General features: G+C 42.9%; 18 protein-coding genes. All 18 read right to left on the minus strand.

Annotated elements, in window-relative coordinates:
- Positions 1-21: 21 nt before the first annotated feature.
- Positions 22-1,032, minus strand: coding sequence for a stage V sporulation protein AD (gene spoVAD / locus CD03_RS0115485; RefSeq protein ID WP_027294438.1), 1,011 nt, complete (start codon positions 1,030-1,032; stop codon positions 22-24).
- Positions 1,029-1,499: a stage V sporulation protein AC gene (spoVAC, locus tag CD03_RS0115490; RefSeq protein ID WP_027294439.1), complete on the minus strand. Its 471-nt coding sequence runs from the start codon at positions 1,497-1,499 to the stop codon at positions 1,029-1,031. The genes spoVAD and spoVAC overlap by 4 nt, the downstream gene beginning before the upstream one ends.
- 118 nt (positions 1,500-1,617) lie before the next feature.
- Entirely contained in the window at positions 1,618-2,031 is a 414-nt protein-coding gene (locus tag CD03_RS0115495; protein ID WP_027294440.1) for a stage V sporulation protein AB, read from the minus strand.
- Between the two features lie 53 nt (positions 2,032-2,084).
- Complete coding sequence (locus tag CD03_RS0115500) at positions 2,085-2,720, minus strand: stage V sporulation protein AA (RefSeq protein WP_027294441.1); 636 nt, start codon at positions 2,718-2,720, stop codon at positions 2,085-2,087.
- Positions 2,717-2,875, minus strand: a complete 159-nt coding sequence (locus CD03_RS37875; RefSeq protein WP_156042916.1) for a hypothetical protein — start codon at positions 2,873-2,875, stop codon at positions 2,717-2,719. Before CD03_RS37875 ends, CD03_RS0115500 begins: the two co-directional genes overlap by 4 nt.
- A gap of 68 nt (positions 2,876-2,943) precedes the next feature.
- Positions 2,944-3,660 (minus strand): RNA polymerase sporulation sigma factor SigF, encoded by a 717-nt coding sequence (gene sigF, locus CD03_RS0115510; protein ID WP_027294442.1) that lies wholly within the window; start codon positions 3,658-3,660, stop codon positions 2,944-2,946.
- 20 nt (positions 3,661-3,680) lie between these two features.
- Positions 3,681-4,127, minus strand: coding sequence for an anti-sigma F factor (gene spoIIAB, locus CD03_RS0115515; protein WP_027294443.1), 447 nt, complete (start codon positions 4,125-4,127; stop codon positions 3,681-3,683).
- A gap of 14 nt (positions 4,128-4,141) precedes the next feature.
- Positions 4,142-4,567 carry an STAS domain-containing protein gene (locus CD03_RS0115520; RefSeq protein ID WP_330373713.1) on the minus strand — a complete coding sequence of 142 codons (426 nt, stop codon included), beginning with the start codon at positions 4,565-4,567 and terminating at the stop codon, positions 4,142-4,144.
- Positions 4,568-4,723: 156 nt separating this feature from the next.
- A complete protein-coding gene (locus tag CD03_RS33640; protein WP_052377818.1) occupies positions 4,724-6,427 on the minus strand; it encodes a tetratricopeptide repeat protein in 1,704 nt (567 codons plus the stop codon).
- Positions 6,428-6,437: 10 nt separating this feature from the next.
- Positions 6,438-6,584: a hypothetical protein gene (locus CD03_RS38280; protein WP_176731149.1), complete on the minus strand. Its 147-nt coding sequence runs from the start codon at positions 6,582-6,584 to the stop codon at positions 6,438-6,440.
- Positions 6,581-7,876: a bifunctional folylpolyglutamate synthase/dihydrofolate synthase gene (locus CD03_RS0115535; RefSeq protein WP_027294445.1), complete on the minus strand. Its 1,296-nt coding sequence runs from the start codon at positions 7,874-7,876 to the stop codon at positions 6,581-6,583. Before CD03_RS0115535 ends, CD03_RS38280 begins: the two co-directional genes overlap by 4 nt.
- A 244-nt stretch (positions 7,877-8,120) precedes the next feature.
- A complete protein-coding gene (locus CD03_RS36135; protein WP_156042918.1) occupies positions 8,121-12,308 on the minus strand; it encodes an Ig-like domain-containing protein in 4,188 nt (1,395 codons plus the stop codon).
- Positions 12,309-12,539: 231 nt separating this feature from the next.
- Complete coding sequence (locus tag CD03_RS0115545; RefSeq protein WP_044289413.1) at positions 12,540-14,057, minus strand: FAD-dependent oxidoreductase; 1,518 nt, start codon at positions 14,055-14,057, stop codon at positions 12,540-12,542.
- A 17-nt stretch (positions 14,058-14,074) separates the two neighbouring features.
- A complete protein-coding gene (locus tag CD03_RS0115550) occupies positions 14,075-15,397 on the minus strand; it encodes an ABC transporter substrate-binding protein (RefSeq protein WP_242849100.1) in 1,323 nt (440 codons plus the stop codon).
- 61 nt (positions 15,398-15,458) lie between these two features.
- Complete coding sequence (locus CD03_RS0115555; RefSeq protein WP_242849101.1) at positions 15,459-16,298, minus strand: carbohydrate ABC transporter permease; 840 nt, start codon at positions 16,296-16,298, stop codon at positions 15,459-15,461.
- 20 nt (positions 16,299-16,318) lie between these two features.
- The gene (locus CD03_RS0115560) at positions 16,319-17,209 is read right to left on the minus strand and encodes a carbohydrate ABC transporter permease (RefSeq protein WP_027294449.1); all 891 of its coding nucleotides are present in this window, start codon (positions 17,207-17,209) and stop codon (positions 16,319-16,321) included.
- 4 nt (positions 17,210-17,213) lie between these two features.
- Positions 17,214-18,140 carry a dihydrodipicolinate synthase family protein gene (locus CD03_RS0115565; protein ID WP_027294450.1) on the minus strand — a complete coding sequence of 309 codons (927 nt, stop codon included), beginning with the start codon at positions 18,138-18,140 and terminating at the stop codon, positions 17,214-17,216.
- A 94-nt stretch (positions 18,141-18,234) separates the two neighbouring features.
- Complete coding sequence (locus CD03_RS0115570; RefSeq protein ID WP_027294451.1) at positions 18,235-18,987, minus strand: IclR family transcriptional regulator; 753 nt, start codon at positions 18,985-18,987, stop codon at positions 18,235-18,237.
- Between the last annotated feature and the right edge of the window lie 90 nt (positions 18,988-19,077).

Below are 19,077 nucleotides of genomic sequence, written 5' to 3' on the forward strand. Positions count from 1 at the left end.
CTTTGCTGACAATCCCAGGTGTTAGCAATGCTCGATCACTACACCATGCGCTATTCCCGGTACACTCTGACCTTCGTTAAAACTGGTAGGTGACAGCAGTGCACCGGTTGGTACGAATAACACTCTTTTCCAGGCTCCCTTTTCCACATTAGGGAGTATTTTAGCCGCCAGAGTGACTGCTGAACATCCGCATCCGCTTCCACCGGAATGAGTATCCTGTGTCTCTCTGTCATAAATTTCAATACCACAGTCCATATGCACACGGCTGATATCAAAGCCTTTTTCTTTCAATAAATCAATCAGGATAGTCTGTCCCACATATCCAAGATCTCCTGTAATGATTTTGTCATAGTCATCCGGCTGGCGGTTGAAATCCATCAGGTTCTGATAGATGGTGTCACAAGCTGCCGGCGCCATACATGCTCCCATATTCAGGGAGTCTTTTACACCGTAATCTACAATCTTTCCTGTCGTAATGCCGGTAATTCTTGCATGTCCTCCTTTTTTAGCCAGGATAAATGCCCCGCTGCCGGTGACTGTCCAAGTCGCTGCCAATGGCCGCTGGTTTCCATATTCCAGAGGAAAACGGAATTGCTTTTCTGCACTTCCAAAATGACTGGATGTAACCGCCATCACATAATCGGCATAGTCTGCGCTGACCGCCATTGCTCCAAGTGACAGTGATTCCCCACAGGTGGAGCATGCTCCATATAATCCAAACATTGGAATGTTGAAATTCATTACACCAAAGGAGGATGCAATCAGCTGCCCCAAAAGGTCTCCGCAAAAAACATACCGCATCTGGGTTGGCAGCAGTTTTGCTTTTCCAAGTGCCAGCTGACATGCTTCTCTTTGCAGCGTACTCTCTGCTTCTTCCCAGGTATTTTCACCAAAAGATGCTTCTTCTCCGACCAGGTCAAATAATTTTCCAAGAGGACCCTCACCCTCTTTTTTCCCGACGATAGATGCCGCACTTATAATATGAGCGGATTTATCAAATTTTATACTTTGCTGCCCTGCTATCTGAGTCATCCTACCACCCCCGTAATTCTTAGAATATAATAGATTAAACCAAGTGCCCAGCTGGTAAATACACCATATAAAATTACAGGACCGGCGATTGTAAAGATCTTACATCCAATTCCGAATACCTGACCTTCTTTTTGAAATTCTATTGCAGGAGCTGCCACTGAATTTGCAAAACCGGTAATCGGAACCAGCGTTCCTGCACCACCGAATTTTGCTATTTTAGGATAAATATTAAATCCTGTCAGAATCACACTGATTAGAACCAGAAGCATGGAACACCAGCTTCCCGCCGTCTCTTTGTCAAGTCCCATATTAGATGCATAGTTTAATATGAATTGTCCAATGACGCAGATAATTCCACCTACCAAAAACGCCTTAGCCATATTTGCCCAGAGATTGTGAGTAGGTGTTACTTTCTTGACGTAATCATTATACTGTTGATTTTTTCTCTCTTTTAAAACATCCGCCATTATAATACTTCCTTTCGTCTTTATCTCCCTGAATAGCACAAACTGCGCTATTCCTTAATCAGTATTTTGAAAGCGATTTTCTTTCAAACCTCTGCTTCATGCAGTATGCAGATTGTTTTTACCACCTCATATAGAATTGCAGCAGGCTGCTCAGAGTCTTTCCAAGCGCTATGGTAATCATAATAAAGCTTACTCCCTTTACCAGACCGATACGCCTGAAAAAGATAGGAAAAATATTGACTACTTCCGCAAGCGCTAAAATCCAGCCTCCTACAAACATTCCGGAACATATTCCAATAATGGAAAGTCCTAAGCCGCCCAGTGGAATACTAACATTATAAACAGTAAGCAGATTTCCAAATAAACCTCCAAATAAAATACAGGTTTCAAATATCCGGATATGTTTCCCCGTATGAGTAACCCCAATCAGTCTGTTTATAATTCCAAGTCCGGCGATCAGCGCGATGACGCCTCCTGCTATGACAAAACCGGAACTGAAAGCTATGAGGGCTAATATTAAATGTGTTAACATATTTTACCTCCTGAGTATCACAAGCTTACTTGCAATATTGTCCTCACTTTCTCCTATTGTTTCATTTTCTTCTCATTCTTCGGTTCACGGTTGCTGGATTCAATCAGCGCCTTATTAATATCATCTTCATAGGTACGCATCTGCACTTCCATAGGCGTAGGATCCGCAGTAAGTTTTTTCCCTGCAAAATGGTTAAAGAATATGATAATTCCAAGACCAAGCCCTATCGAATATGAAATTTCCAGTATCGTAAATCCATCCGAAACAGTCCCGGTAAACTGTTCGTAAAGCTGAGCAAATAATTTGGTGATACTAACATCATTATTAAATGTCATAATGGAAAAACCTGCTCCGAAAAAAGACAGAAAGCACACAAATATAGTCTTTATCCAGCTGAATGCCTGACTGGGCTGTTTGGACTTTTCATAGGTAATGATAAAATCCGCCTCACCAATGTTGTTTACCTCAATACTTGGATAAACCGCATGGATCTGGGTTATAATTTCCATTACAGACATGACATGGCGCCCTGGCTTGTTTCCGGTAGGATTATCCAGTTTCAAGGTTTTTATCTTATTTTCAATAGCCTTGTTACTGCACTCTAACTGGGCAATATCCTTTAAAAATACACAATCGTCATGCACCTGGACATTTTGATCTATCTTTAAATACAGTGTATCATTCGTCATATCATTTCCTCATTCTCTTTCATCTGAAATGTATTGACAAGGGTTCCTTTCATCTGGCCATCATGATTATTCAGATAGGTCATATAATAAAAGATTCCTACAATTGCTGCCACGATCATGAAAAGCGCAAATCCCTTCGCAATTTTTTTATACATTTTTCTCACTTCCTTTTTCCATCATTTTTGTTTATTATTTGAATTTTAGCAAAAAATATACGGGGAAATTATGATATCTTTCCCCGCATCTTTTTCAGTATTTTCTTTTCAAGCCTGGAAACCTGTACCTGGGTCATTCCCATTGCCGCCGCAACCTGTACCTGAGTCTTGTCGCCAAAGTAGCGAAGATAGATCAGCGAACGCTCCTGGGCATCTAAGGAATCCAGCAGTTCTTCCAGCACAATATGATTAAGCAGCTCCTCGTTTTTATTCTCCTTTTCCTCTAATTTATCCATCAGCAAGATTGCACTTCCGTCTCCCTGATAAATTGTTTTATGCAATGATTCTACTTCGGCTGATGATTCCATTGCCAGTACAATATCTTCTTTTGCAGCGCCAATCTCGGCTGAAATTTCTTCTAAAGTCGGCTCTCTGCCCATCTTTTTTTCCAGCGCTTCCCTGGTGGCATATGCCTTATATGCTGTTTCTTTTAAGGAACGGCTCACTTTAATCATACCGTCATCCCGTAAAAATCGTTTTATTTCTCCTGTAATCATGGGTACCGCATAAGTGGAAAACTTCACATCAAACGACAGGTCAAATTTATCAATTGCCTTAATCAGTCCGATGCTTCCAATCTGGATTAAATCCTCCATCTCATAACCACGGCCTAAGAACCGCCTGACAATGGTATAAACCAGCCCCATATTTTCCTCTACCAGTCTTTCTCGTGCATCTTTATCCCCTTGGTGTGCCTGTTCAATTAACGCAAGGGTATGCTCCATTTGCCCATCCTTTCCCGATATTAAATTTCATATTCACTTCTGGGTCTGCCTATTTTCTTTTTCATGATTACTCTGGTACCTTCGCCGACAGTTGATTCTACTTTCACTTCATCCATAAAGGCCTCCATAAAAGCAAATCCCATCCCGGAACGCTCCGAGTCCGGCTTTGTGGTAAACAAAGGCTCCATTGCTTTTTTTACATCTTCAATTCCTCTTCCATGATCAATCACATGGATAATAAATTCATTCCCGTCAATAAAACATTCGATCAGTATCTTACATATCTTTCCCTCATATCCATGAAGGATTGAATTTGTAACTGCTTCTGAGATCGCCGTCTTAACATCTGCCACTTCTTCCAGTGTCGGATTCAGCTGCGTTACAAAAGCAGCTACCGCCACCCTTGCAAATCCCTCATTACAGGATCTGCTGTCAAATTCCAGTTTCATTTCGTTTGCATAGCTCATATTGGCTCCCCCCTTTAATTAAGCGTTGATTGCTGCGGCAATCCTTCATATATTTCAATCATTTTATAGATACCTGACAGGGTTAAAATTCTTCTCACCCGTTCATTTACACGAACTGCAATAACCGTTCCGCCCATAAACCTCATATCCTTATAGCGGCCCATAATCATGCCGATTCCGGAACTGTCCATGAAATTCGTTTTTCCAAAATCAAATACAATACTTCTTATATTCCTGCCCTGTACGATTTTATCAGCTCCTGTCCTGATCTTTTCTGCACTGTGGTGGTCTAACTCCATTGGTACCACGATTGTAAGATTCGTCCCCTTTACTTTAAAGCAATCATCCATTAGCCTAAATCCCCCTTTACTCCCCATTAATTCCGCTTCTAATGCCTTTTCTAATTCCTGTGTGTATAAATTTGATCCTTCCGGGTTCATAACAGATTCTCCATTCTCTCAAGCTGTGTAATCGGCAATGGCTGCATTATTCATAATCTTTCACTGCCGATCCAATATAAAATAGAAAAAGGACGTGTACATATTATTGTACACGTCCCCAATCTGGAGGTTCCTCATTTTGTGTGTGATACAAGCCTATTGAACGCCGTTATTATCGTCGATTCCGCCTGCCTGTCCGTTTGCTCCATTGCCGTTATTATCGGCTGTATTTCCACCTGCAGCGTTTCCGTCACCACCTGCAGTTCCATTTCCGTTTACACCGTCTGGGTTACCGCCCGGTGCGTTTGCATCTCCGCCTGCGGCATTGCCATTGGCACCTTCTGCGTTGCCACCTGCAGCATTTCCATTTGTTCCGCCTGCGGCATTTCCGGTGGTATCACCAGTGGTTCCGCCTGCGGCATTCCCGGTAGTTCCAGCAGTATTTCCGTCGGTTGAATTATTATTTCCTTTATTAGAAATAAAACCATTAATATTATTTGCTGCTGCTTCTGCTGGGAATTTTTCTAATAACTGTTTAAATATTTTATCCGCATTGGTAGTGTCCTGCGTGTAATAGTAAGAAAATCCCAGATAAAACATCGCATTCCACGATTCAGGATCCGTCTGGCTGGCAAGCGTCAGCTGTTCAATAGCTGTCTTATAATCACCTGCTGCAAAAGCTGTAGAACCCTTGTTGTATTGCTCTGCATATAACGCATCCTTAACCCCTGCCATAATCTGCTCATACAGCTCTTTTGCAGAACCATCCAGGCTTTTTGCGTCCACATTGCTAAGTGCAGTAGCCGCACCTGTCTGATCTCCTTTAATCAGCAGATTTGCAGATTTCAATAGATCTTCATACCCCGTAGCTTTCGCCTTCGCTTCGTCCATGGTCTTATTTGCAGAGTCCACTTTTGCCTGATAACCATCAATTTCTTCCTGAAGCTTCACATTCTTTGCATTTTCAGATGCCAGCTTTGTATTTGCCTCTGTAACTTGCTTTGTGGCCGTTTGATTAACGCTCTGCTTAATCGCCGGTACCGCCAAAAACCATACGATTGCGCCTCCCAGAAGGAGTCCCAGAAAAATGTTGATAAATGTTGCAATCGTGGAACTGTCACGAAACGGTGTAGGCTGTATGATGGTATCATTTCCGCTTAAATACGTCATGGGACCTGTGAATTTCTTCTCCATGGCATCTTTTGCATAGCGCTTCCGCCTTTTTACATCCAGACTTGTCCCTATGCCGGTCGCATCTTCTATCTCATGCAGATACCGCAGTGTGGTAGTGTTCGTGGCATCAATCCGGATCGCTTTTCGCAAAAGCTTCCTGGCACGTTCATACTCCTGCTGCTTCAGATAAAGCAGCGCCAGAAGATGGTAACCTTTGATCAGCTTTGGATTCTGTGTCAAAACTTTTTTCAGCTGAATGACCGCCATATCTTCATTATCCTGCCTGCAATACTGCAGTGCCTGATTGTATTTGCGGATGGTATGGTTTATCGTATCCAGTTTATTTTTATTCGCCTGCAGTTTGGTTATGTAGCCGTCCGCAGCATTTTCCGGCACCTGCAGATTTTTACTGATTACCCATTCACTCAGTGCCGAAACAACCTCGCCCATTTCATAGTAAACAAGTCCCAGTAGATTTCTGGCATCAATATTTTCTTTATTAAATTTCAAACTTCTTTTCAGGCAAGCAATCGCTCCAGATAAATCACGAACCGTTGCCTTTTCCAATCCTTCATTATAGAGAAGATTAGAAATTCTTATGGTTCTTTTCTGTAAGCTGATATCCGCCCCACATCCGGTACAATAATCTATGGCAGATAAGGGGGTGCCGCAATAAATACATCTCATATGATTCCCCTTATTTTCTCTTTTTCTTTTCTTCCTGAATCAATTCCTTCAGGATATCGGTAATATCGGTAAAGTCTCTGTTGTAAATGGCGTCTTCTGCTTCATTTACATCCAGGCTCGGATGAAATTTCTTCAATTCTTCTTCATAATCAATCATTTGTAATTCTCCTCAATTATTCCTTTAATCTCGCCGACCAGATATAAAGAACCTACGCAGAATAATAATCCATCCTGCCTCTTATCCAGTGCTTTTGCGAATGCTTCCTTAATATCAGGAATTTCTGTGACTGCTGCCTGTGTATATCGCTGGAAAATATCTGCCAGCTGCTCTGCAGGCACAATTCTGTCTCCCTGGATTTCGGTAACAATTACTTCATCCAATTTCGCTGATTTACAAATGGACTCTATCATGGATTCGTAGTTCTTCTCCACCACTGCCGAGAACAGCAATACCACTTTTCGTCTGCTATCCACTCGTCCCAGTGTCTTAACAAACTCGTCCACTCCTGCCGCATTATGTGCGCCATCCAGAATTACTCCCGGCATAACCGTCTCCATTCTGCCTGCCCAGGTTGTATAAGCAATACCGTCAACAATCGTCTGAAGCTGAATTTCCTGCTTAAGCTCAATCACTTTAATCGCCAGCATCGCCAGTGAACTGTTCACTACCTGATATGGAGCAATGTAAGGAACTGTAACCCTGACATTTTTATAATAACTACAATTCAGGGAAAAATCAATGCTTTTATCCGTATTTACTAAAATTTCATACATTTCTTCATAGAGCGGATACGTCTGTGCATGCAGTTCTTTTGCTCTTTTTTCAATGACTTCAGCCACATTTGCATTCCTTCCGTCATAGATGACAGGAACACCTTCTTTGATGATTCCAGCCTTTTCGAATGCAATCTTTGCAATGGTATCGCCCAGTATTTCCGTATGGTCCAGACTGATGGATGTTATGATAACAGCCAGTGGTTTCTCTACGATATTCGTAGCATCCAGGCGGCCGCCAAGTCCCGTTTCCAATACCACATACTCCACGTCAGCCTCCTTGAAAGCCACCATGGCTACGGCAAATAATATTTCAAAATAAGTAGGATGGAAGAAGCCGTCCTCCTGCATTTCCTCTATGGCTGCCCACACCTGCCGGTATGCACCTAAAAAGGCTTCGTCCGATATGGGGACATTATTGATCTGAAACCGCTCATTAATTTTTACCAGATGAGGGGATGTAAACAGACCTACCCTTTTATCAGCCTTGTCCAATATAGAGGAAAGGAAAGCACAAACAGATCCTTTTCCGTTTGTACCAGCCACATGTATGATCTTCATGCCACGTTCCGGTCTGCCAAGACGCTCCATTAATTCAATCGTGTTTTCCAGCTTATTTTTTTTCGTAAATTTTGGAACACTCAATACGTATTCCACTGCTTCAGTATAGTTCATTTCATGGTCACTCCGCTTTCGTTGTTCTTTTCCTATTATAATATAGTCTATATAATATGCAAGTAATTTTTTTCGCAATATCCGTCATCAATCGTTCTAGAGTGAACTTTTGCTAACAGAAGCCGCCGCCCAGCTGGCTGAATTGCAGTACCACTCATTAAATAAATACAACTGAAAAAAGTTCAGCACTTGCCGGACGAGAAACTCGCCCGGCAAGTGCTGTCAAAAAAATTCAAAACACGCTCTAACTTACCGTTACATTACACTTTACTTTCTTTCCGCTTCCATCACAAGCCTTCGCTGTAATCACGGTCCTGCCGCGGCCCACTGCCCTGACTTTACCTTTGCTGTCCACTTTTGCCACTTTCGTGTTGGCTGACGTCCAGGTCAATTTCTTATAGGCCGGCTTTTCCGGCTTTACAATTTCCACCTTCAATTGAAAGGACTTTCCTTTTTTCAGTGTCACCTTTCTATCGTTGATCTTCATCCTGCTGATTCTTTTGCCGTAGATGAGTGTGATCTTCGCTTTCTTTTTGCTGCCATCAAGGGCGGCGGCCGTGATCGTCACTTTTCCCTTTGATGCTTTGAACTTCACTTTACCGTTTTTATCAACTGTTGCAATCTTCTTGTTGCCGGACTTCCAGGACACATTCCTGCTGCTGGCATCCTTTGGAGTTATTACCAGGTATTTATTTAATTTAACGGTCTGACCTTTTTTCGTGATCGTAAAGGCAGGTGTGTTAAACTTCATGCTGGTTATCCTCTGTTTCACTGTAATCTGGCAGGCGGCACGGATATTGCCGTCAACGGAAACCGCTGTAATAGTTGTCTTGCCGGCTTTCACTCCGGTTACCACCCCATTTTTATCAACTTTCGCTATCCCCGTATCTTCAGATTCCCAGACGATGTCCTTACAGGTGGCATTGAATGGCTGAATATCTGCCTTCAGCGCTGTTTTATCCTTTGTATAGATCGTGGCTGCCTTTGGACTCACCTGGAGGTTTTTTACGGAAACCGTCCGGAAGTCTTTGTCCACAGTCACTTTACAAGTTGTTTCGATACCATTGATCACCGATTTTGCCGTTACTACAGTACTTCCGGGAGCAACCGGAGTCACCACACCGTCCTTTACGGTCGCTATGTTTGTATTCCTACTCGACCAAAGGATTGTCTTGTCATCGGTGGTATCGGACGGATTGTAACTTACTTTCAATGTTCCTGTTGTATCACCCCGTTTGAAATTCATCGTGGCCTTATCCAGGCTGATACTCTTCAGAGGAACCTCAATATCTCCATAGGTATCAATAATGAATGCAGATTCAACAGAGTCCAGAGACAGGCTGATTCTGGTCACATCTTCTCCATTTTGAGTTCCTATTTCAAATTTTGCCGGCTGCTGTTCACCTGTTTTGGGATTCCAGAGCATGGTTTTTTTCATCCGCCCACGAAGGGTTACCATACTTTTAACCGCCTCATCACTGGAATTAACAAAATAATAGACGTCCCGTTCATCCTTGATTTTATGAATGTAAGTAAAGCTGCCGCCAGGAAGCTGATCTGCAACATTTTCAACGGTAACATCAGCTACCGGAAGCATCTCATTGATACAATTTCTGAGAGTTTCTGTATAGTTGCCACCCAGAAATACTGCGCGTCCGCCATTATCGTTGGTCTGGTCACCCAGCCCGATGGGGTAGTCTTTTGGGCACGCCAGGTTAAAACCTTTTTCTCCGTAAATCTCAAATTCCTGAATAGATACACTGTCAGACACAATTGTATCGATATACAGACGCATTTTATTTGTTGTTACCGGCTGGTCAAAACGAATTTCCTGCCGCTGGCCAATTTCCGTACCCTCTGCTGCATCCACCCAGTCACCGCCATTCCAGTACTGAACCCGGAACTTCGTGATTCGATAAGGATTGTTCTCCTTGACTACCACTTTTTCTATGGTCACGTCTTCTTCAAATTCCGCCATCAGCCACTGATCTCCGCCTGAGAGATCTGCCGCATTCCATCTGCTGCCATCCGAGGCAACCTTATCAAATGCTTTCTCCGGGCCATAGTTCTCGTTGAAACTGGAAGATGCCTGGTAGTGAATTACCGGAAGCTCTGGATTGATCTCCTCCGGAGTAATTCCAAACATTGCTGTAATGATATCAACTACTTCCTGATTACTGCCAGGTTCTGCTGACTGTGACGGAAGCTGGGTGGTTGCTATCACCTGTCCACCCGCATCGTAAAACTCTTTTACTTTTTTCAATGCATCCACACTGATGGTTTTCGCTCCCGGCATAACAATCACTTTATAAGATTCCGGGTAATTTTCATTATTCAGGTTAAACGTGCGGCCATCTACGGTGCAGTTTTCTGCAATTACCTCCGGATGGAGGAACGTATAGTCTTTACGGATCGCAGACATAAGATATTCGCCTAATTCCATATAATCGGCTTCTTCCGGCGCCACGCCCATATAAGGATCACCAACTCCGAACATCGTGTGGGCCTCCAGGGTATCTATGGGATACAGCACGCCGATATCCGCTGCATGTCTGCCCTCCTGCAGCAAGCCCTGTACCCGCCCGATAAAGTCGTTATATGCCGGCAGTTCAGGACCGTACTGCTCACTGCGGTAAGACAATTCCGGCGGATTGTCTACCGCCTGGGTATTGTTTTGCCAGATTGCATGCGGCACTACGTAGTTAATTCCCCTGGTAAACTGGTTCATGATATCTTTATACAGCACAGGAATTCCCATACCTTCTCCCATGGCTCCATAAGTTTCGCTCATAACCAGACCTTTGTCCCAGTTATTCGCCGAAGAACTGACCAGCTTGTACGCTTTCAGTGCACGGTCATAATAACTGATCTCATCCACACCGGGAATATCCTGGTATTTAAATACTTTCATAATATCGCCGCTGGACTGAACCGGATTTACATTTTCCTCCTGATCCATGTGCCCGGTGAGTTTAACGCCATGTTCATTACACCAGTTATTCATATTTTTGATGTACTCAGTAGCAAACAGGTCCGAACGGAAGGAGTAAAGCTCACTTCTGGCTGAAGCCGTATTTTTCCCTATATCATACCACAGTGACGGATACAGCGTAATGGGATTATAGCCCTTTTTCTCTTGGAACAATTCATTAAATTTACCGGTCCAGGTTCTTCCCTGGGCATGATAAAGCGGCGGTTCATCATAAAAAACGCTGTCAATTACCGATCCAAAATACTCCGAGAAATTCTTATAGTATACCTCGTGTGTAACATTGATAAACGCATCTACCGACTCTTTGCTGAGATAATCAACCAGCCCGCGGCTGTTTGTATCATCTTTTACGCTGGCGAAGGTCATAACTTTCCAGGAACCACCCGGTGCGTCCCAACTGACATGGTCATAACTCTCATCTGTATTTTGAGGCGGCATCACTTGACTGGAGCCGTTAAAGAATTTAACTTCCTTAATGGACACAGGCTGGTTTTCTTCCCCTCCGCGGTTGTGAACTGCCAGGCGGAAACGTTGTGACGTCGTTTGCGGTATATGAATTTCCTTAAAATCACCAATAGCGGTTCCTGCATCAAGGTCTTCCCAATCGGCACCGTTATAATACTGCAGCTGATACTCATTGATTCTGTCAAGAGCTTCATAAACTTCTATCTTATCAATTGTCACAGCAGTTGGAAAACAAGCCTCCAGCCATTGGTTCTCTACTTTTCCGTTCGCCGAATTCCAACGGGTGTTCAGATCACCGTCGAAAGCTTCTTCTGCAGTAAAGTTTTGTTCTCCTATTGCAGGATGAAAACTGGATGCATAAACGCCTGGACCGTTTTCCTCGTAAAAAACCGCCTGATCAGATATATCAATTATTTCTTTTGTATCGTTGTTCAGCGCCACTGCCCCAAGATAAGTACGATATTCCCCCTGTGGAATCCGGACAATCACTTTTCCTTCCTCTTCCACGTCTTTTTCCTGTTTATCCAGCCGTTTCAGTGTAGCTTCCGGATACTTGGATGCCAGCAGGCCTCCTGCAGGTCCACTGGGGAAACCGTCCTCATCATAGAGGCACATCTTCATACCCAGTTCCTCTGCAGTTTCCAATGCATATCCGTACAACTCCAAGTACTGGTCACTCATGTAGTTATCCAGCCAGTTCGGCAGGATTCCAAAGCCATGGTATCCACTCTCTTCCTTAGAGCGGACCATGATCTCCCGGATATCTTCTTTGGTGATATCACTGAGACTCCGGGTAGGGCTGTTCCAGAACCAAAGAGGCCTGGATTTGCTCTCAAACGGCGGTACTTCAAAAGTCTCATACAACGGATCCGGTTCATTAAAACTTCTTACTTCCTTTCCATCGGATGCGTAGGTGGTGTAACCGCTCTGAAATATGATGACAACGCTAAGCATTAAAGCTATTTTCTTTTTCACTGCAATCCCTCCATTACATATTATAAGAATCTTAAATATAACCGGTTTATACTTATATCCATTATATTTTGGATTTATTTTCCAATCAATAGTATATCTTGTTGAAAAATAATAGTATCTTGCAGCGTTGTTAGAAAATAAACAGGAAGTAGGTGCCTTTACGGCGCCTGCTTCCTGTCTGTCCCTTCCATTTTCGGTATTTCCAAAGTCGTATCCTGCTGCCACTCCCTGTTATTCGAAAAATTTTTTTATTACCTCCTCTTTAGTAATATATTTCACTCGTTTCTTCATATATTCTTTGACACACTTCTTGGCATGAGCCTCTTCTCCTGCCTTTTTCTCCTCGTCTCGGAAGACCGAAGCTCCGAATTCTATCAGCTTCTTCTGTACCTGCTCTACATCCATATCTTTTGGCTGGATTCCCTGTACAGCACATAACCCGGCTAATACACCGGAAGCCTGCCCAATTCCCATAATGCCTCCCTGGGTACGGTAAGAACCATGTGCCTCACTGGTTCCGGAAATACATCTTCCACTTAAAACCAAACCGTCAATTCCCATTGGAATCAGACAGCGCATGGGAATATCATAAGTATCCTTCAAATCTACCCAGCATCCTCCCTGACTGCCTTGCGTATATCCGGAAGCACCATCCGGGTTGTGGATATCCATTGGGAAATAACCCCTGGATACAACATCCTTAAATTTTCTGCCCTCCCCGGCATCCTCACCAGTGAGGGTATAAAGTCCTTTAATATGTCTGGTTTCCCTCACCCCCACCTCATTGCTGGTAACACTGACGTAGGATTTTTCAAATCCGGGCACATATTTAATCATAAATTCTGATACGGATTCAATCTGCCGTCTGCCGTCAATTTCACTGATTGATTTTTCCTCCGGATCGGAAGAATTATAACCACTGACTCTGGTTGCATTAAAGTGGATACTTCCAGGATGAATTCCATTTAAAACAATAACACTGTCCCTGCCAAATTGCAGATCTCCGGCCTCAACAGCCTTTTTCACCAATTTCTTAAAACCTTGTGCCACAAAATAATGCTGCTTCAGCCTGTCGCTGTATTCCCGTATGGGAACTAAATCCGACTTCCATTCAAAGTCCTCCGGATTCTCATATATGTAATCATAGACCTTATCTGTATCCACCTCTGCCATTTCGAACATAGCCGATCCAGGCTGCGCTTTTCCTGTGTTTTCATTTCCATACACATAATCTGCTCCAGCCAGTACTGCTGCATCACCGTCTCCGCTGGCATCTACTAATATTTTGCATGCAAATTCTTTTGATCCTGCCTTAGTAACAGCGGTTACTCCCATGACGCGATTTCCATCTTTTTTCACCTGGCTGATAAACGCATGATAATAGATTTGCACTCCATCCTTTAACATCATTTCTTCTGCCACATATTTATATTTTTCTCTGTCATAAAAGCCCAGATACGCGCCGCTTCCATACGGATCAAGCGTTTTTAAATGTCCTGTGCTTCCATGTACCTTTATTAATTCATCCATAAATTCCTGAGGAATCCCATTGATTACCTGCTCATCTCCAAAATGGAACGGGGAAATCGGGCCTAATACAGAATTTGTCGCTGCCCCTCCAAGGAAGCCATTTCTCTCAATCACCAGTGTGGCGGCTCCTACTCTGGCACTTGCCAGGGCTGCCATGATTCCTGCCGGGCCTCCGCCCACGATAATCACATCATATTGTTCTTTAAACTGTTGCTCCATAATCTTCTTCCCCTCTCTTACAGTCCGTTTTTCTCATTATACCAGTTTGCTGTTTCATCTAAAGCTGTCTTCGCATCTTGTTCGTTAAATACAACATTTTGCGCCGCCTGTACCAGTTTCACGGAAAGTTCCGAATAATCTTCGGGATAAAATTCCACTGCACCGGTGGCTGCATATTCGTTCCACATTTTTAACTCTTCATAGTTAGCAAGAGCCTTGATCTCTTCTTCATCATATACACTGGAAAGAACAGGCAGTACATTCGCCTTCAGCCACTTCACCTGATTTTCTTTCGTATAGAAGGTTTTGATAAAATCAAAAGCTGCGTCTGTATTTTTACAATACTTACCGATTCCAAGACTCTGCCCTGCTACAACTGCCGGACTCTCCATACCGTCTTCAAATCCAAGAATAGGAGCAGATGAGATCTTGTCATTTAACTCCGAAGAACGAATGGCTGCTGCCCTTTGAGTACCTGCATTACAGGAAAGGATGGTGCCTGCTTTAAATGCATCTACCACATCATCTACACCAAGGCTTAAGGTAGAGTTATCCATAGCTCCCTTGTCTACCAGCCCCTTCATGTATTCCAGTACTTTCACTCCTGCATCATCATTGAACACAGCTTTTCCATTATCATCAAATAGACTGCCCCCTGCAGATCTCAGGAATGGAATAAAGGATTCCATGAAACTGGCTGCATTACTTCCATCCGAAAGACCAATTACAAATCCCTGCTCCAGAGCGGTTGACTTCGCCCCTGCCGTATCAGCCAAATCACTGAGGGAATTTGGCACATCTGCAAATACATCGGTACGATACCAATAGGTGAAGGTACGGCTTTCCCATGGCAGCGTATAAATTTCATTGTTAATTTTCAGACTGTCAGCCGAATAGGTATACCCTTCCATTGCAGGAATCAATTCTTCGGCATATTTTGTCATAGGCTGCACCGTTTTGCCTGCAATGTGCTGTTTCAACATATCTGTGTAAATATTAATGATATCGGGTCCGGTTCCCGCTGCAGCTGCCTGTATCGCCTGGGATTCAAATTTACTATAGTGAATACTTTCTACTGTCACGGTATTTCCCATTGTATTGTTCTTATTATAATCTTCTACAATTTCTTTCAAAACCACATTCCTCGGATCCTCTGCAGATTCGGGATTTAAGAAAATCCAAAAGGTTAGATCAGTTCCTCCATCTGCTGTACTTTCTTTCTTAGCCGAAGTTTCTTTTCCTGTGCCTGTCTGATCTGCCTTTGTCCCCTGCCCACATGCCATTAGTCCGGACGCTAGAACGAATGCTAAAACCATGCTCATTGCTTTCCTCATCTTCATATACTTCTTCTCCTTTATGATATTAATTTTATTGGTTACTTATAATGAATTTGCAACACGATCATCCCTTAACCGCCCCCGCTGCCATTCCGTCTACAAATTTCTTCTGAAGGCAGACAAATAAAATGATAATTGGAATAATCGTAATCATCACGGCTGACAATAATTCCCCCCACTGTACGCCGTATTGTGTAATATAGGAATATAAGCCAACGGATACCGTCCTTAGTTCCTCCTTTGTTACAAATGTAAATGATACCAGGAAGTCATTCCAGACATAAACTGCTGTAAGTAATGCACTGGATACAATACCAGGCTGCGAAATCGGCACTACAATCCTGTAAAATGTCCGCAATCTGGAGCAGCCGTCGATCAATGCCGCTTCTTCGATTGCCTCCGGTGTTGATTCAAAAAATCCTTTTAAAATCCAGGTAAGCATTGGTGTTCTCCAGGCTGTATACACCAGTACCAACATAAACCGTGTATTATAAATACCAACTTTTACTGCAATAATATAAAGCGGTATTAACAGCGCTACTGCCGGAACCATGCTGGTCATCAGAATTGCAAACATAAACTGTTCTTTATGCCTGATGTGAAATCTTGCCAGTGCATATGCTGCATGTCCTGCAATTACGGTTGAAATGATTACACACAGAAGCGTAATAATGCAGCTGTTCTTAAAATAAGTTGAAAAATTTGATAAAAACAAAACTTTATAATAATTAGCCATATCTATGGCTTCTGGAAAAATGGTTGGAGGAAACCTGCTGATTTCCCCTGTACTTTTTAATGATGTCATGAATCCCCATAAAATTGGAATTATCATGACTATAATAAATATTCCTAAAACCAGATACGTCAAAAATAGGGATATCCTTATCTTTGTCTTTCCTCTCATATTATCTCCTCCTCTCATGGCTAATCTTCTTTTTTGTTCAATATCCGCATGTAGATGATACTAAATGCCATATTTAAAAGAAGAATTACAATACTGCTTGCAGACCCATAACCCAGGTGCCAGTAATCAAAGCCTTCCTTAAATGCCAGGACACTGACCGTTTGCGTTGCATCAAAAGGCCCTCCCGACGTCAGGGTATAAATTAAGGTAACCATGTTGAAATACTCCATGCTCTGTAATACAACAGAGGTCAAAATGGTAGGCTTCAAAAGAGGAAGCGTAATCTTGAAAAATGTCTGCAGCTTTGTAGCACCATCTACCTCAGCCGCTTCGTATACATCTCTGGATATAGACTGTAAGGCAGCCAATATTAAGATCAGTACAATTGGAAAGGAGTTCCAGACATTTGCCAATACAACTGTCAGCTTTGCTGCCAGCGGAGAATTAAAGAAATCCACTTTCTGCCCAGTAAGAGTATATACAATATAACTGACTGGTCCATAATTGCTGTTTAAAAGCCATTTAAACAATAATGCGGTCACTGTCTGCGAGAGTACCCACGGTATGATAATCAATGTCCGGATGGCTGTGCGCCCCTTCATCTTACGGTTCAGCAGTACCGCACTCACCACCCCCAGGGGAATAACTAATACCAGGGACATCAATACATAAGTAATGGAATTAAAGATACTATTCCATCCTTTTTTAGAGCCAAGAATTTCTATGTAATATTTCAGGCCGACAAATTCCTTTACTTCTGCATATTCTGTATTGTGCAGGCTGGTATTGATGGCAATGATGATAGGCAGAACCGTCATACCCAGAATTAAAATGACTGCCGGTGCCAGGAAAATAATAGCCAGAAGTTTTTCTTCCCCTATACGTCTCTTTTTTACTGTCTTTCCTTCCATACCGCTACCTCCTCACTTCATAAGCTTCTGCCAGTTCATCTGAAACACGGGAAAGCATATCAATTTCCTTTTTAAATGTTTCTGTCAGCCCTCCCTCATCCTGTACCCTGCAGACAGTCCGAATAGGAAGTTTCTCCTCAACTGACAGAAAATACTTTGCATTTACCGGATAATACTGGCGCTCAATGAGAGACATCATGGCAAGCTGGTCTGACAGTTCTTTTGCTTTCTCATCCTTATAGTGCTCACATAACCATACGTAAAGCTCCGGATGGAAATTGGCCATTACCCCACTGTAACCTGAAGCCCCAATCTGCAGTGACTCCAAAAGAGTTGACGTGTTTGCATTATACAGCTTTAATTTACTTCCTTTCAGCCAGGAAAGTTTTTCCTCAATCTGACGGATATCGCAGCAGGTATCTTTGAGAAAGTAAAAGCGCCCAGTTCCCAGGCACCAGCGGATATTATCTTCCGACAAAAGCCGTTTGTAGGGATACGGACATTCATAGAATCCAAGAGGGATATCCCTGGGTATCCTGGCAAGAAGCTGTTCACAGTTCTTCAGCCAGATATCATCTCCCTCATCTTTTTTGGCTAGCCTGTTTGTAATAAGAATAACAGCATCTACTCCTGTCGATGCCATTTCGGTAATTTCTGCCTCCTGATCCTTTAGGGATTCCGAAATATGACCGGATGCGATAACCGGAATTCTTCCTTTGGAGGCTTGTACAACGGCTTTTGCAACCACAATCCGCTCCTTTAGTGAAAGCTGGAACATTTCACTGGACTGGCATACCGCGAACAATCCGGAAACTCCTTTTTCTATGTACCACTCCACCAGACTCCCCAACGCTTCATAGTCCACTTCATTTTCTTTTGTGAAAGGTGTCAGCATAACCGGCCAGACCCCTCCCGGAAATTGTTTCTCCATTTCCTTCTCCTCCTTTTTGTTCTATAATATAGAACAATGTTCTAATAAATCTATTTAAGTAAAACTTAGGTATCCATGTACCTAAGTTCTTCCTTTAAATCCTGCTTTCAATCAGCTTTACGTATTTCTTGATCAGCTCTGCAATCTCCACAATTTTTTCATCAGTAAAATGTACCGATGCCCCGCTTACACTAATGGCTGCCACTACCTGCCGCCTGTTATCAAAAATAGGAAGTGCGACACATTTAATTCCAAATTCATGCTCCATATTATCGATTGCATATCCTCTGACCTTTGTAAGCTGCAGCTCTTCCAGCAATTGTTGCCTGTCTGTAATAGTATTTTCTGTGTATGGCCGCATATCTGCCGATATACACTCCTCTATCTGCCCGCTATTCATACCGGATAACATTGCTTTTCCTAAACCCGTGCAATACATCTTTGCACGTTCCCCCAGCAGAGACCGCATCAGGTAGGTTGCATCTGCGGGATAGGTTGCATCCAGATACAGCACCTCATCTTCCCTTGGGACTGCCAGATATACATTTTTATTCGTTGTATTTGCCAACTCCTGCATATAGGGCATGGCTACTTTTGTTAGTGTAAACCGATCACCTAATGCTCTGCTTAAGTCAAAAATACCAATTCCCAGGCTGTATTTCCCTGTCTCCGGGTCTTGTTCCAAATATCCCATAGCCTTATAGGTATTCAGGATATTATGTACATTGCTTTTATACAAGCCCAGCTGCTCACTAATTTCAGTTACACCCAAATTGGGCTTTCTGGTAAAGCAATTCAATACTTCAATTGCCTTCTGAAGGCTCTTCACTTTTACTTCTGTTTCCATACACTCACCCACCCGTTCTGTATTAAAGAACATTGTTCTTATATTTCTTATATTTAAATCATATCACAAACAATCAGATATGACAATTGG

This window comes from Robinsoniella sp. KNHs210 (genome assembly GCF_000686105.1).
Classification (GTDB): Bacteria; Bacillota; Clostridia; order Lachnospirales; family Lachnospiraceae; genus Robinsoniella; species Robinsoniella peoriensis.